Origin of the sequence: Alistipes provencensis (assembly GCF_900083545.1) — a bacterium.
Lineage (GTDB): Bacteria > Bacteroidota > Bacteroidia > Bacteroidales > Rikenellaceae > Alistipes > Alistipes provencensis.
This window is the reverse complement of record NZ_LT559262.1, coordinates 707096-721563: the sequence shown is the minus strand read 5'-3', so window position 1 is coordinate 721563 and position 14468 is coordinate 707096. Positions and strand designations below refer to the sequence as shown.

7 protein-coding genes are annotated in these 14468 nt (G+C 60.9%); 4 read left to right on the top strand and 3 right to left on the bottom strand.

Annotation, left to right across the window (positions count from 1 at the left end; translation table 11 throughout):
- The first annotated feature begins 118 nt into the window (after nucleotides 1-118).
- Nucleotides 119-4075: a two-component regulator propeller domain-containing protein gene (locus BN5935_RS03010; protein ID WP_064974790.1), complete on the top strand. Its 3957-nt coding sequence runs from the start codon at nucleotides 119-121 to the stop codon at nucleotides 4073-4075.
- 131 nt (nucleotides 4076-4206) lie between these two features.
- Here BN5935_RS03010 and BN5935_RS03005 read toward each other — a convergent pair whose 3' ends face one another.
- The 3 genes from BN5935_RS03005 to BN5935_RS02995 form a co-directional block, all read right to left on the bottom strand.
- Nucleotides 4207-5034 carry a porin family protein gene (locus BN5935_RS03005; RefSeq protein ID WP_064974789.1) on the bottom strand — a complete coding sequence of 276 codons (828 nt, stop codon included), beginning with the start codon at nucleotides 5032-5034 and terminating at the stop codon, nucleotides 4207-4209.
- An 18-nt stretch (nucleotides 5035-5052) separates the two neighbouring features.
- Nucleotides 5053-7794, bottom strand: a complete 2742-nt coding sequence (locus tag BN5935_RS03000) for a PCMD domain-containing protein (protein WP_235820991.1) — start codon at nucleotides 7792-7794, stop codon at nucleotides 5053-5055.
- A gap of 220 nt (nucleotides 7795-8014) precedes the next feature.
- On the bottom strand, nucleotides 8015-8935 hold the full coding sequence (locus BN5935_RS02995; protein ID WP_064974788.1) for a helix-turn-helix domain-containing protein: 921 nt from the start codon (nucleotides 8933-8935) through the stop codon (nucleotides 8015-8017).
- A 153-nt stretch (nucleotides 8936-9088) separates the two neighbouring features.
- Here BN5935_RS02995 and BN5935_RS02990 point away from each other — a divergent pair, with 153 nt between their 5' ends.
- The 3 genes from BN5935_RS02990 to BN5935_RS02980 are packed head-to-tail and all read left to right on the top strand — an operon-like array spanning nucleotide 9089 to nucleotide 14438.
- On the top strand, nucleotides 9089-10102 hold the full coding sequence (locus tag BN5935_RS02990) for an efflux RND transporter periplasmic adaptor subunit (RefSeq protein WP_064974787.1): 1014 nt from the start codon (nucleotides 9089-9091) through the stop codon (nucleotides 10100-10102).
- The gene (locus BN5935_RS02985) at nucleotides 10099-13149 is read left to right on the top strand and encodes an efflux RND transporter permease subunit (RefSeq protein WP_064974786.1); all 3051 of its coding nucleotides are present in this window, start codon (nucleotides 10099-10101) and stop codon (nucleotides 13147-13149) included. Before BN5935_RS02990 ends, BN5935_RS02985 begins: the two co-directional genes overlap by 4 nt.
- Entirely contained in the window at nucleotides 13149-14438 is a 1290-nt protein-coding gene (locus BN5935_RS02980; protein ID WP_064974785.1) for a TolC family protein, read from the top strand. Before BN5935_RS02985 ends, BN5935_RS02980 begins: the two co-directional genes overlap by 1 nt.
- Nucleotides 14439-14468 lie beyond the last annotated feature (30 nt).

Sequence of the window (14468 nt, the reverse complement as noted above, 5' to 3'; positions counted from 1 at the left end):
TAGCGGCGGAGTGCGCCGGCAGATTTAAACGAATTTATAGGTTCTGTGAACAAAAATGCAAGCACGGACCGCTGTAAATACAAATATATATTGTTAACTTTCGAAAAAATGAGGATGCATGAGACGACTTCTGACCCTCCTGTCGTGGATGTTGCTGCTGCAAACGCCCGCATCGGCCCAGCATGACGGCATCATCTGGAACTACGAACACCTGAGCCGCAACGACGGGCTTTCGGGCAACCGCATCACGGCGCTGTGCGACGACGTGTACGGCCGGATATGGATCGGGACCTCGCAGGGGCTGGATATTTACGACAGCCGCCACCTGCGGAAAGTCGAGGGGTTTGCCGGACTGGAAATCTGTTCGCTGTATGATGCGGGTGAACGGATATTCATCGGATCGACGCTTTTCGTCGGGGTTTACGACTATGCCGGAGGCCGCTTTTCGCGGCTGACTTGGGAGGGAGAGGATGTCGGGTATGTGCGCACGATCCTGCGGGTCGGGGACGAAATCCTGCTCAAAACACAGACCCGGATGTTCCGCTGCGACGGCGACCGGCTGACGCTCGTCGCTGACCGTACTCCCTACGAATACCTCTGCTGCGACAAGTTCGGACAGTTGTGGGGGCTTGCGAAAGACCGCGTCTGCCGGATCGACGAAACATTCGGCGTGGCGGCCACCTATAAACTCACCAATGCGGACCAGTCGCCGCTGGTGGGGGTGTGCATCTACGCCGACTCGAAAGGGTGCGTCTGGGTCGGAACGGTCAAGGACGGACTTTTCCGCTACAACCGCGTGGCCGACGAGTTTCGCCGCGAGCAGGTCGCCCGGCAATTCGGCGTTCCGGAGATCGAGAATATCGCCAGTCTGAGCGAAGACCGTTACGACCGGTTGTGGATCGGTCATAACAACGGCGTTTCGGTTTACGATTACAACAACGATTTTTTCTGCAATTATGTCTGCGAGCACAACGACAACGCCGTGCTCAACACCGTGGTCTCCATCTTCCGGACCCGCCGGCAGGACATGCTGCTGGGAACCTATTTTTCGGGTCTGTTCTCGGTCGGAGGGCTCGACTCCGGGGTGGAGTACTACACGCTCGGCTCTACGGGGGCGCATCTCCGTTCGCAGAGCGTGGCGGCCAACGGCATCCTGCGCGACGAACAGCGGAACTGGTGGGTGGCGACCAACAGCACGGGGATCAACGTGCTCGATCCGTCGGGCAACTTCCTGCGGCGCATTTCGAGCCGCAACCGGGGGATCAACGACAACATTCTCACCCTGCAGCGCGACGTCCGCGGCAACCTGTGGGCGGGGTCGCTTTCCAGCGGCCTCTACTGCCTGACTTCCGGCGGGGCGCTGCGCCATTACACCCACCATGCCGGCGACGAGGCGTCGCTTTCGGGAGGTAACGTGCAGTTGCTCTGTCCGCTCAATGCCGACACGCTGTTCGTGGCGCACGAAAAGGGGATCGACATCTACCGTTATGCCACGGATTCCTTTGTTCAGGTCTGCAAATGCGGAACGGAGGAGTTCGCCCTTTACAATGTCCTGACGCACGGGGACAAGGTCTATTTCGTCAATTTCGGATCGGTGCTGTGTTATGATCGCACACGGGGCCGGATGTCGGAGTACCCGGTGCCTGCCACCGAGAAACTCCAACCCTATCTCCAGTGCGGTTGGGTGGACGCCGAGGGCTGTCTGTGGCTGGGAACGACCAAAGGCGACGTGTGGCGGTTCGAGGAGGGGCGTTTCACTCCCGCCGTGCAGGACCATCCGCGGATCAAAAGCGGGATCGTCGGGATGCAGGGCGATGCCGCCGGCAATCTGTGGCTGGCGGCGGGGAACGACCTGTTCCGGCTCGACACGGTCCGGCGCCTGCGCCGTTTCAGCCTTGCCAAAGGCATGGGCATTAACGAATTCAACGTCCGATCCGGATATGCGGGCCGCGAGGGTGAGATTTGCTTCGGAACGACGAGCGGGCTGGTCTGCTTCTGGCCCGCGAAGCTGGAAGGCGACCTCCGGCAGCAGCCGACGCTCTTCATCTCCGGGCTGAAACTCTTCAACAAGCCCGTGGAAATCGGCGGCGACGTGCTGGAATACCCGGTCAACGACACGCACGGGATCACGCTGGCCCACAAGCAGACCTTTCTGACCTTCGAGGTTTCCGTGATCGACTACGATATTTTCCGCACGGCTCCCTATTCGTGCCTCTACCGGCTGGAGAATTTCGACGACGACTGGTATGAGCTGGGGCCGCAGGGCGAGATCACCTACACGGGACTGGCCACCGGCCGTTACGAGCTGTCGGTGAGGCTGGTGTCGGACGACGGCGAGGTGCTGGCCGAGAAGCGGATCGCCATCCGGGTCCGGCCGCCCGTGCTGCTCAGCGGATGGATGATTGCGCTCTACCTGCTGGTGCTGGGGTTCGTCGTGTGGCAGTTCGTGCGGCTGGTGCGGCGGCAGCGGCATGCCCGTGAACTGGTCGAGCAGGCCCGCCGCGAGCGCGAGACCCGCGACCGGATCAATGCCATGAAACTCGATTTCTTCAGTTGCATCTCCTACGAGTTCAAGACGCCGCTGTCGGTGATTTCGACCTTGCAGGACAGCGTGCTGCCGCCGTCGGACGGCGATGCCGGGAGCGATCCGGCGATTTTCCGGCGCAACATCGGGAGGCTCGACTTTCTGGTCAATCAGTTGCTGGATTTCCGCAACATCGAGTCGCGCAACATCTCCGTCTCGATCCGTAAATACGACATGGTGCCCTTCCTGCGCAATATCTACGAGACTTTCGTGCCCCTCTACAACCGCAAGCAGATCACGCACGGTTTCCATGCCGAAGTGGAGTCGCTGCCGATGCCCTTCGACGCCGCCAAGATGGAGATGCTGGTGGGCAACCTGCTCGACAACTCCTTCAAATCGGTACAGCCGGGCGGAGAGAGCACGCTGAAACTCACCTTCGACGGGCGGCAGGCCGTCATCGAGCTGTTCAACAGCGGCCCCTGCCTGACCGAAGAGCAGAAAAAGGCTATTTTTCAGCCCTACAACTCGGCGGGACTGCCCAATGCGGGTATCGGGCTGGCGCTGGTGAAGAGCATCGCCCGGTTGTTCGACATCCGCCTGTCGGTGGAGTCGCTGCCGCAGCGCGGCAATGTTTTCCGGGTGGAGATGGCCGTCGGGCAGGACGACGGGGCTGCGACCGAACGGCCCGATGCCGCGACGGGCATCGTCGGACGGATCGTCGACAATACGAGTTATTTCGAGGATACGTCGCAGCCCCGGTTCCTCGATGCCGAGGGGCACCGCAAGTTCCGCATCCTGCTCGTCGAGAACGATGCGGATTCGAAACGGGTGCTGGAAAAGCGGTTGCAGAAACATTTCCATGTGTCGAGCGCCGCGACGGGCGACGAAGCGTTGCTGCTGCTCAAATCCCAGAGCATCGATGTGGTGATCAGCGATATGCAGCTTGCCGACACGAACGGCTTCGACCTGTGCGGCATGATCAAGAACTCGAACCGCACACGCCATGTCCCGGTGATTCTGGAGAGTTTCGAACTTTCGGGCGAGAACCGCATCCGGGCCTTGCAATGCGGTGCCGACGCCATGTTCCAGAAGCCGATCAACCTGCAGGAGCTGTTCCTGCGGCTGAACAACCTGCTGCGGACGAAGGACGTGCTGCGCGACTATTACATGACGGCGGGCAGTGTCGGGATCACGACGCCCGAGCTGAACAACACCGACGAACGGTTCATCCTTTCGGTGACGGACTATATTCATGCCCACCTCGACGATCCGAGCCTGTCGGTCAACGAGCTGGCCCGTTTTGCGAATATCAGCCGCACGCAGTTGTATCTCAGCATCAAGCGGCTGACCGACCGGACCCCTTCGGATTTCATCCTGCAGATCAAGATGCGCGAGGCGGCCGAATGGCTCCGGACGACGGCGATGACCGCGTCGGAAATCTCCTACAAGCTGGGTTACTGCAATCCGAACCACTTCAGCCGCCAGTTCAAGGAGTATCACGGCGCTTCGCCCGGCGAGTACCGGCGGCGGCATGCGAACCCCGGAGCGTGATTCTCTGCGGGAGCGGATTCGTTTCGATTCTCTGGCCGACCGTTTCCGGCTGCTCTGAGCCGGGCCGTCGATAAACAACCCCCGCCATACAACAGGTATGGCGGGGGTCGCTGTTTCCGGGGCTACGGGCGTCAATGGAAAAGCCGGTAGCCGACGATGATCGAGCCGCGCATGTGCAACATCTTGTAGTCGAAATACTTGGTGTCCTTCTGAAAGATGTCCAGAAAACCCATGCTGACACGGATGCCGATGTTCAGGCGGTTGTAGACCGTGTGTTCGTAGCCCACCATCACGCCGGCGTCGAAATCGCGCAGCGAGGAGGTGAAGGACATGTTGATCGGCTCACCGCCCTTTTCGATGATCACCTCCACCTTGTCCGGTTCACCGCCCGAATAGCCCTTCGTGGCCAGTGTCTCGAACTCCGCCTTCAGGTTGTAGGAAAAATAACCGCCGAACAGCAGGCGCGACACATGGTTGTTGAAGGTGTATTTGGCGTAGAACGGCACCTCGAACATCGTGAACGACATGTCCATTTTGGCCGTACCCGTGTAGTACTGGAGCAGTCCGGCCTCCATATCCTCGTATTTCTGGTTCGAGACGCGGGCGTCGGCCTTCATTCCCACGGTCTTGTAGATGAAATTGGCCCCGAGACTCCACCGGTCGTGGAGGCGGAACTCGGCGAAGACGCCCATGTCGAGGTTCAGTTGCGGATAGGGGTTGAACGTGCTGGGGATATACTTGAACGGCACGGGAATGGCGCCGCCGATGTCGGTGCCGATCAGTACGCCTGCGCGGAAGATATTCTGGTCCGACGAAATCAGTTTCTGACGGGCGGGTTTCAGTTCCTCGGTCCGGGCGCCCGTTTTCGCCGCCTTCGACGATGAGTTTTCCGCTTTTGCGGCGGAGCCCGAGAGCAGGGCGAACGTGCAGGAGAGAATTGCGATATGTTTGAGTTTCATAACTTGCTGGCTTGTATTTTAGTAATTAATCACGAAGTGGTCTACCGTGAGCTTGCTGCCGATTGCGCCGATGAACTTGTCGCCGTCCTTGCTCGACGACATCACCACGGCGATATGCGTCGGCGTAATATCGGCATATTGCTCGTTGTAGACCATCGGGAGCGTGATCTTCGACCACTCCTTGTAGGGGTTGTTCGCACCGTCGATCACCAGTTCGGCGCGGCCCAGAACGGTGATGTTCTCGGCGTTCTCGGACCCGTCGTAGTCGATGGCTCCGCTGCCGCTCCATTGCAGCAGCTCCACCCAGATGTGGGCCTTGTCCACGCCATCGATGTCATGGATCGAGTATTTTCCCTTGTCGTCGGCCGTCGCCTCCTTCAACTGGGCACCCGGGGCATATTTCACCTCCATCGAAACCGATGCGGGGCGTGCCGTGTAGGGGATGCCGAATTTGGTCATCTTGCGCGGTTGGGTGATGTAATTGATATTGAGATTGAACAGACCCGTATAGAGCGTTCCGGACGCTACGACGTAACCTTTGAATACCGTGTTTTGTTCAGAGGTGGTCATTTCGGCAGCCAACGTACCGTCGGCCCGTTCGACGGGCATGGTCCCTTTTACACCCATACCGATTATGGTCAGATTGGCCGTACCCCATCCGTAGCCGGCGCCGGGCGTCGGGTCGATGGTGTAGGTGCCGCCGTTGATGTTCTTGAACTCACCCCAGAGTTCAAATTCGCTGTTGGCGATCTGAACCTCCACGGGTTTGTCGATGTAGACCGTCCATATCTTCGTCACCTCTTCGTCCTGCGACGTGACGGTCAGCGGAATCTCGTGGTTATAGCTGTTGATCGTCAGGATGCCGTTCTCCAGTCCGGTCATGGAGGCGTTCTCCGAGGTCTCGATGGCGACGGTCGCATAGAACGGCGGAACGCCTTCGATCTCCATCCGGACGCGGCTGTTCTCCGGTTCGAGCTTTACCGCGACGAGCGTGCCGCCCGTGATGTGGTTGACAAGGAAGTTGGTGATCTCGGCCGTGTGACCCTTGGCCTGCGACTCGAGGTCGATGGTCCACTGCTGTTCGGTCCCGTTCTCGGCGCGTACCGTGAATGTCTTGGTCGAGGTCAGCGACTCGAATGTCAGTGGGGTGTCGTAATCGGCGATCTCCTGTTCGACGACGGCTGCCGCGGGGCTGCCCAGCTTCACGATCTTGTTGGTCAGCGTGAGCGGGAAGGCTTTGGGACCGGCGGTGATCTTCAGCGTGATGCGGTGGTTGGTGTTGTCCGCGACGATCGACGTCGACGACAGCTTCATCCGGTTGTCTTTCGAGGTGTATGTGAACGAGAAGTTCGATATGCTGGTGTCCGAGGATTCTTCGGCATTCTTGTCCTTGAGGTAGAGCGTCCAGTTCCGGCTTTGCTGGCCGTTGGAGGTCTTGACCGTGACCGTTACCGTATTCGTAATGTAGGTAAAGGTTGGGGACTTTGAGGAAGAAGAAGTGGCTCCTTCCGGGAGTTTCAGCGTGAAGGTCGGCTTCACTTTGATCTGTTCTTTCGGGTCGATGGCTGTGCCGTCGATCCTGCCGACCGGGATGATGATGCGGCTGTTCTCGTGGTCGATCTCCACCTGATCGGTATCCACGGCGAGGACATCGTTGCCCGGGGTGCTCGAATAACTCGAGATGGTAAGACCGAGAATGTCGGTGTTCAGTTCCGGGAAAAGCGTGAGCGTCCAACTCTTGGCCAGTCCCGATATTTTGTCCACGATCCAGACCTGCTTGGTGTCGGTGTACGACTCGAATGTGTAGCTGTTGCCTTCGGGTGCGCCTATCAGCAGGGAGTTGGCGTGTATCGGCAGCTCGATGGCGGCCGTGACGGGGAATGTCACTGCACGGGCTGCTGGACGAATCATCAGGCTGACGCGGCCGCCGACTTTCGATATGCTGAATTCGGTGGAGGCTCCGGTGAGCTGTACCGTTTCCGAGCGGAATCCGACCGTCGAGGTGACGGGCGTCAGGCGCTCGACCTGATCCTCGGTCAGCGTGCTCGTGCTCACGTTGTCGGTCTGGGTCACGATCTCCGAGCGGAAGGTCCATGTTTTCGTGCGGCCGCTGGCGGCTTCGACAGTGTATTTCATCGTGCTCTCCTTCTCTTCGAAGGTGAGTGTCGCTGCGGGGGCTTCCGTTCCGTCGGCCCAGTCGGCGCCGTCGGCCAGTGTGAACTCCGGCACGAACGTCAGCGGATAGGTGGCGGTGCCCAGCGCCTGAAAGACGATCTCGGAGTTGATCTTGTCGATACGGGCGTACGGTGCGGCCAGCATTTCCGATCCCTCTCCGGCCGTGACGCCGACCCAGGCGATCTCGGCCGATTCGTTCGACTGGGCGTCGACGATTTGCAGTTTCCAGCGCGTGGTGGCGCCGCTGGAGGCTACCGTGTAGAGTTCGCGGACGTGGTTCTGGTTATCGAAGGTGAACTCTTTCCCCCCCCCGTCGAATCCGAGTATCTGTTTGCATCCCGGTTCGGTCTTGACATCCACCGAAATGGTGATGGGGAAGAGGTATTTGCCGTAAACGAGCGGCAGTTCGATGACTTCGCCTTTGATGACGGGCTGGTCGAAGATTACGCGGTCGGGATCGGCCGTGAGTATGGAGAACTCCTCTACCCGGGCCGAGTCGCTCAGTTGTGCTACCTTTTCACACGATGCGAACCACGCGCTCGCGACAATCACCATGCACGGAATGCGCAGTAAACGGGAAGTCATAAATGTCATATTCAAAATTTTCTGTTTGAACCCGCGGCATATATCAGGATGTCCGCGGGGGATTTCATAGTCGGTAAAAACGGTCAAAGGTACCGACTATCCCCTGCAAAAACAACCTCACAGGGCCTAAATTCAACGAAACGGCGGTTTTTCATCACGAACAGGAGCGGATTTTCCGGATAAAGTCAGGCTGTTTTCGCGCCCTCCCCCGGAGCCGGGGCTATTTTCCCGTCCGGTAGGCGGTCGGGGTGAGCCCGGTGTGCTCCTTGAAGTATTTGCCGAAAAACGACTGGTTGGGAAAGTTGAGGGAATAAGCGACCTCCTGAATGCTCATCGTAGAGTATTTCAGGAGGTTTTTCGCTTCGAGTACGACGTAGTCGTCGATCCACTCTGAGGCGGTGCGGCCCGTCGTCTTGCGGATGATCGTCGTGAGGTATTTGGGCGTCAGGTGCAACTGTGCGGCGTAGAATCCGACCGAGCGGTGCTGCATGTAGTGGCGGGCCAGTTCGTCCATGAACTGGTTGAAGTACTCCTCGTTGCGGCTGCGGGCCGAGGCGGGAAGCACGGCGGCCGCCGAGATGTGGCGGTCGATGATGCGGCAGACCTTGTAGGCCAGCGTGCGGATCACCGAGCGCATCACCTCGTCGGAGTAGAGGTCCGTGCGCGGGGAGACCGCTTCGGCGTCGATTTCGGCGAACGACCGCGTGATGCCGTTCCACTCCTCTCCGGTCAGCGGCAGGCAGGGCTGCTCCTCGACGCAGAGGAAGAGTCGTGACAGCAGTTTGAAGTCGATGTTGATGCGCCGTATGAACTCCTCTTCGCACATCACGGCGTAGACCGAGGATTCGCGTCCAACGGACTCCACCTGCAGAATGGAGCCGGGCAGGTGGACGAAGAGCGTTCGTTCTTCCAGCGTGTGATGCCGCAGTCCCGAGGTGAAGGTGATCGAACCTTTGGAGCAAAAAACGATTGCAAAGGCGTTCAGCCGGGTCGGGTAACGGAACAGATCGATGTTGAATTCGTCCGTCACGTCGACGCGCGAAGCGATCACGCAGCCATCGTAATAGAGGTCGCCCGGCCGCAGGGCGTTGGCTTCCAAGAGGGTAGTGAGCGAAAAACTCGGGATGTTCGTTTCGTTCATTTTGTCATTGTCTTTTGTGCAAATATAGCAAATGGGGAAACAGAATTTCTCCGAAAAGTTCGAAATCGAACCAATCGACGAATTTAACCGACACGGCGGCCTTTTTCCGGAGCCCCTAAAAGGAGAACTTTGCATCGAAAAAACGTGAAATAGATGAAACGAACGATCCTTGTAGCCGCGCTGCTCATGGCCGCCGGCTGTTCTTCCCCCAAAAAGGCCCGGACGGTCGATCCGCTGCGGGTCGAAACCATCGTCGCCGCGCCTTCGGCCGATGCCGGAGCTGCGGTTTACGTCGGCACGATCGAGGAGGAGGCTTCGGCCTCGCTGAGCTTCCCCGTTCCCGGGACCGTCGCCCGCACCTTTGCGGACGAGGGCCAGCGCGTGCGGCAGGGACAACTGCTGGCCGAACTCGATCCCACGTCGGCCCGCCAGACCTTCGATGCCGCCGAAGCGGCTCTGAATCAGGCCAAAGACGCCTGTGCGCGCCTGCGGCAGCTTTACGACGCCGAGAGCCTGCCCGAAATCCAGTGGGTCGAGGCGCAGACACGGCTCCGTCAGGCCGAAGCGGCCTTTGAGATCGCCCGGAAGAACCTCGGCGACTGTTCGCTGAGTGCGCCTTTTGCGGGCGTCGTCGGCAGGCGGCAGGCCTCGGCCGGTGAGAATGTCCTGCCGGGCGTTCCGGTGATGACGCTGCTGCAGATCGGGAGTGTCAAGGTGCGCTTCTCGGTGCCCGAGCAGGAGATCGCCGGGCTCGGTGCGGACAGCCGCATCGGGGTCAGCGTCGCCGCGCTGGGCGACCGCACGTTCACGGCCGGCCGGATCGAGAAGGGCGCCGTGGCCAATCCTGCGGCCCATACCTACGACGTGCGGGCGACGCTGCCGAACGCCGGGGGCGAGTTGCTGCCGGGGATGGTGTGCCGTGTGACGGTTTCGCCGGCGGGAGCCGCCGAGGAGATCGTCGTGCCGGTGCGCGCCGTGCAGCAGGCCGGCGATGGCAGCCGTTTCGTCTGGATGGTGCGCGGCGATTCGGCCGTGCGCAAGGCCGTCACGACGGGACGGCTGGTGAACAACGGTATCGTGCTGACCGGGGGCGCCGCGGCGGGCGACCGCATCGTTGTCGACGGCATGCAGAAGATCGGCGAGGGCAGTAAAGTCACGGAGCGATGAGAAGTTCGAACAACGTGATCGCATGGTCGATGCGCAATTTCCGCATCACCTTCCTGCTCGTCGGGTGCCTCTTCGTGTTCGGCATCTACGGACTGGTGCGCATTCCCAAACAGGAGTTCCCCGAATATACGATCCGGCAGGGCGTCGTCGTGGGCATCTATCCGGGCGCCACGAGCGAGGAGGTCGAGGAGCAGTTGGCCAAACCGCTGGAGCAGTTCCTGATGACCTATAAGGAGGTGAAGCGGCCGAAGACCACCTCCACCTCGCAGAACGGCATGTGCTATGTGATGGTCGAACTGGAGGACGACGTGAACGACAAGGACGAGGTCTGGTCGAAGATCAAACACGGGCTGGCGGCGTTCAAGATGCAACTGCCATCGGGCGTGGCGGCGATTGTCGTGAACGACGATTTCGGCGATACCTCGGCGCTGCTCGTCACCCTCGAATCGGATACGCGCTCCTACCGCGAGCTGAAAGGCTACATGGACGATCTGAGCGACCGCCTGCGGCGTATCGAGTCGGTCTCGAACCTGAGGCCCTACGGCGTGCAGTCGGAGCAGATTTCGGTTTATATCGACCGCGAACGGCTGGCGGCCTACGGCATCGGCGAGAAGGTGATCTCCGCGGCGCTGGCCGCGCAGGGGCTGACCCCGCTGGGCGGCACGGTGAGCAATGCCGAGACCGAGACCCCGATCCACATCGCGCCCGCGCTGGCCGGGGAGCGGGAGGTCGCCGAGCAGATCATCTGGAGCGACCCCGAGGGGCATGTGCTGCGCGTGAAGGATGTGGCGCGCGTCGTCCGCGAATACGACGATCCGGACAGCTACATCCTGAACAACGGCCACCGCTGCGTGCTGCTGTCGATGGAGATGCGCGCGGGATTCAACATCGTGGAGTACGGGCAGGAGGTAGACGAGGTGCTGCACACCTTTATTGAAGAGGAACTGCCCTCGGACGTCCGGGTGCAGCGCATCGCCGATCAGGCCAAGGTCGTCGGGGATTCCGTGCGCGGGTTCCTCCGCGATCTGTTCGTCGCCATGGCCATCATCATCGCGGTGATGATGCTGTTGTTTCCGCTCCGCTCGGCCATCGTCGCGGCCATCACCATCCCGCTCTCGACGTTCATCTCGGTGGGCATCATGTATCTGTGCGGCATCCCGCTCAACACGGTGACGCTGGCCGCGCTGGTCGTCGTGCTGGGCATGATCGTCGACAACTCGATCGTGGTGATCGACGGCTACCTCGACTACCTCGCACGGGGCTATTCGCGCTGGTTCGCCGCCGTGGAGAGCGCCCGGGAGTTCTTCCCCTCGCTGCTGCTGGCCACGGTCTGCATCTGTATGATCTTCTACCCGATACTCTTCACGATGACGGGCATGTTCCGCGATTTCCTGACCTTCTTCCCGTGGACCATCACCATCAACCTGATGGTCTCGCTGCTGCTGGCCGTGCTGGTCATCCCGTTCCTTGAGATACTCATCATCCCCAAAGTGCAGGTGAGCAAGGAGGGTAAGAAATCCTTCACCGACCGGGTGCACGACTGCTACCGCCGTGTGCTGGCGTGGACTTTCCGCCACGGCTGGCTCACGATCTCGGCGGGCATCGCCTCGGTGGTCGTCTCGCTGCTGATCGCCACGCAGCTCAAATTCCGCATGGTGCCCTTTGCCGACCGCGACCAGTTCGCCGTGGAGATCTACCTGCGGCCCGACACGCCGCTGGATCGCACGGAAGCCGTCGCCGACTCGGTCTACCGGGTGCTCCATGCCGACGGGCGGGTGAAGTCGGTCACTTCGTTCGTGGGGTGCTCGTCGCCCCGCTTCCAGATGAGCTACGCTCCGCAGATCGCGGGCAAGAACTATGCGCAGTTCATTGTCAACACCACGTCGGTCGACGATACGGAGTCCATCCTCGACGAGTATGCCGACGCGTGGGCCGACCGGTTTCCCGGTGCGTATGTCAAGTTCAAGCAGCTCGACTACCAGAACGTTCCCTCGCTCGAATTCCGCTTCTACGGCAGCGACATCGACTCGCTGCGCACCTCCGCCGACCGGCTGATGGCCCGCATGCGGCAGATGCCCGAGCTCGTGTGGGTGCATTCCGACTACGAGGACCCGCGTGCGGTCGTCGACGTAAGGCTCGACCCCGTCACGGCGCCCCAGTTGGGCATCACCCGGACGCTGGCGGCCGTCAATCTGGCGTTGGCCGCCGGGGATGTGCCCGTAGGCTCGGTCTGGGAGGGTGATTACAAACTGCCCGTCGTGCTGAAAAACGACATTCGGCAGGGCGAACGGTCGCTGGCCGACATCGGCGACACCTATGTCTCGTCGCCTGTGCCGGGTGTCAGCGTCCCCCTGCGGCAGGTTGCCGGCGTGGAACCCGTGTGGAGCCAGTCGAAGATCGTCCACCGCAACGGTATGCGCTGCATCACCGTCTCGGCCGACCTCAAACGCGACGTCAACGCCATGCGGATGACCTCGCGGATCAACAAGGTGCTGAAAGACGAGATCACGCTTCCGGCGGGCGTGGAGACCGAGCTGGGCGGCGCCCGCGAGTTCGACGCCGAGACTCTTCCGCCCATCGCGTCGGGACTGAGCATCTCGCTGGTCATCATCTTCTTCTTCATCCTCGTGAATTTCCGCAAGTTCGGCATTACGCTGGTCATCATGGCCGCCATGTCGCTCTGCCTGTTCGGGGCGATGATCGGACTGTGGATCGCCGACTTCACCATCGGGCTCACCTCGGTGCTGGGATTCATCACCCTGCTGGGCATGATCGTCCGCAACGTGATCCTGATGTACCAGCACGCCGAGGACAAGCGTAAGGTCTGCCGCTGGTCGGCGAAGCTGGCCGCCTACGACGCCGGTAAGCGCCGCATGGTCCCCATCTTCCTCACGACGGCCACCACGGCCGTGGGCGTTGTTCCGATGATGCTCGGAGGCAGTACGTTCTGGGCCCCCGTGGGCCTCACGATCTTCGCCGGAGGTATCGGTTCGCTGATCCTCGTGGTGACGATCCTTCCGGTCCTTTACTCGAAAATCTACAAGTGATGAAAAAGATATTCCTATATCTGTTGTCCGCGGCTTTCGCGCTTCCGGCGGGAGCCCAGACCCTGACGCTCGACGAATGCCGCGCCGCGGCCGCTGAGCACAACCGGACCCTGCAAAACAGCCGTTTCGACCTCGAAGCAGCCCTGCAGACCCGCCGCGAGGCGTTTACCAACTACTTTCCGCAGGTCTCGGCCACGGGAGGCGTTTTTCAGGCTCAGCACGGGCTGGTGCAGGCCGATTTCGGCATGACCATTCCGCAATTGGGGACGATGAACCTGCCGCTGTCGATGGTCAAGCGGGGGCTCGTGGGCGGTATCACCGCCGTGCAGCCCGTCTTCGCGGGGCTGAAGATCGTCAACGGCAACAAGCTCGCCCGGCTGGGCGAGGAGGTCGGGCAGTTGCAGTTGCGGAAGACCGAGGCCGAGGTCCGCGAGCAGACCGACACCTACTATTGGCAGATCGTCTCGCTGCGCGACAATCTTTCGACCATCGGGGCCGTGGAGCGGCAGTTGGAGGAGATTCACCGGCAGGTAGAACTCTCGGTCCGGGCGGGTCTCGTGACCTCGAACGATCTGCTGCGTGTGGAACTGCGCCAGCAGGAGATTGCCTCGAACCGCCTGAAGGTCGAGAACGGGCTGAAAGTGTCGAAAATGCTGCTGGCCCAGCATATCGGCGTGGACTGGCGCGGGTTCGATGTCGGGGATGCGGCCTTCGGGGAGCCCGAAGCGCCGGGGAATTTCTATGTCTCGGTCGAGGAGGCGCTCGACCGCCGGGCCGAATACCTGCTTGCCGAGAAGAATGTCGAGGCGCAGAAATACCGGAAACGTATGGAGCGCGGCAAGCGTCTGCCGACGGTGGGCGTGGGGGCCGGATACCTTTACTATAATGTCACGGACAAGGATGTGGACGACGGACTGGTGTTCGCACAGGTTTCTGTTCCGATCTCCGACTGGTGGGGCGGGGCCCATGCGCTGAAGAAAGCCCGCATCCGCGAGCAGCAGGCCGAGAACGACCGCTTGCAGGCCCGCGAAATGCTTGCTGTGGAGGTCGAGCGGACGTGGAGCGAGGTGGTGGAGGCCTATGCGCAGATCGAGCTCATGCGGCGTTCCGTGGCGTCGGCCGCCGAGAACCTGCGGCAGAACCGGAATTTCTATCAGGCCGGAACGGCTCCGCTGACCGACCTGCTGGATGCCGAGACGCTCTACACCCGGAGCCGCAACAGCTTCACCTCGGCTTGTGCGGCCTACCGCACCTCGCTGGCGAAGTACATGCGTGTGACGGGCCGGTAAGAAAAGCCCCGCTCCGAGAGCGGGGCTTTT

Excerpts from the sequence above, each read along its gene's own strand:
- BN5935_RS03010 (WP_064974790.1), top strand. The coding sequence starts at position 119 with ATGAGACGACTTCTGACCCTCCTGTCGTGGATGTTGCTGCTGCAAACG.
- BN5935_RS03005 (WP_064974789.1), bottom strand. The coding sequence starts at position 5,034 with ATGAAACTCAAACATATCGCAATTCTCTCCTGCACGTTCGCCCTGCTC.
- BN5935_RS03000 (WP_235820991.1), bottom strand. The coding sequence starts at position 7,794 with ATGACTTCCCGTTTACTGCGCATTCCGTGCATGGTGATTGTCGCGAGC.
- BN5935_RS02995 (WP_064974788.1), bottom strand. The coding sequence starts at position 8,935 with ATGAACGAAACGAACATCCCGAGTTTTTCGCTCACTACCCTCTTGGAA.
- BN5935_RS02990 (WP_064974787.1), top strand. The coding sequence starts at position 9,089 with ATGAAACGAACGATCCTTGTAGCCGCGCTGCTCATGGCCGCCGGCTGT.
- BN5935_RS02985 (WP_064974786.1), top strand. The coding sequence starts at position 10,099 with ATGAGAAGTTCGAACAACGTGATCGCATGGTCGATGCGCAATTTCCGC.
- BN5935_RS02980 (WP_064974785.1), top strand. The coding sequence starts at position 13,149 with ATGAAAAAGATATTCCTATATCTGTTGTCCGCGGCTTTCGCGCTTCCG.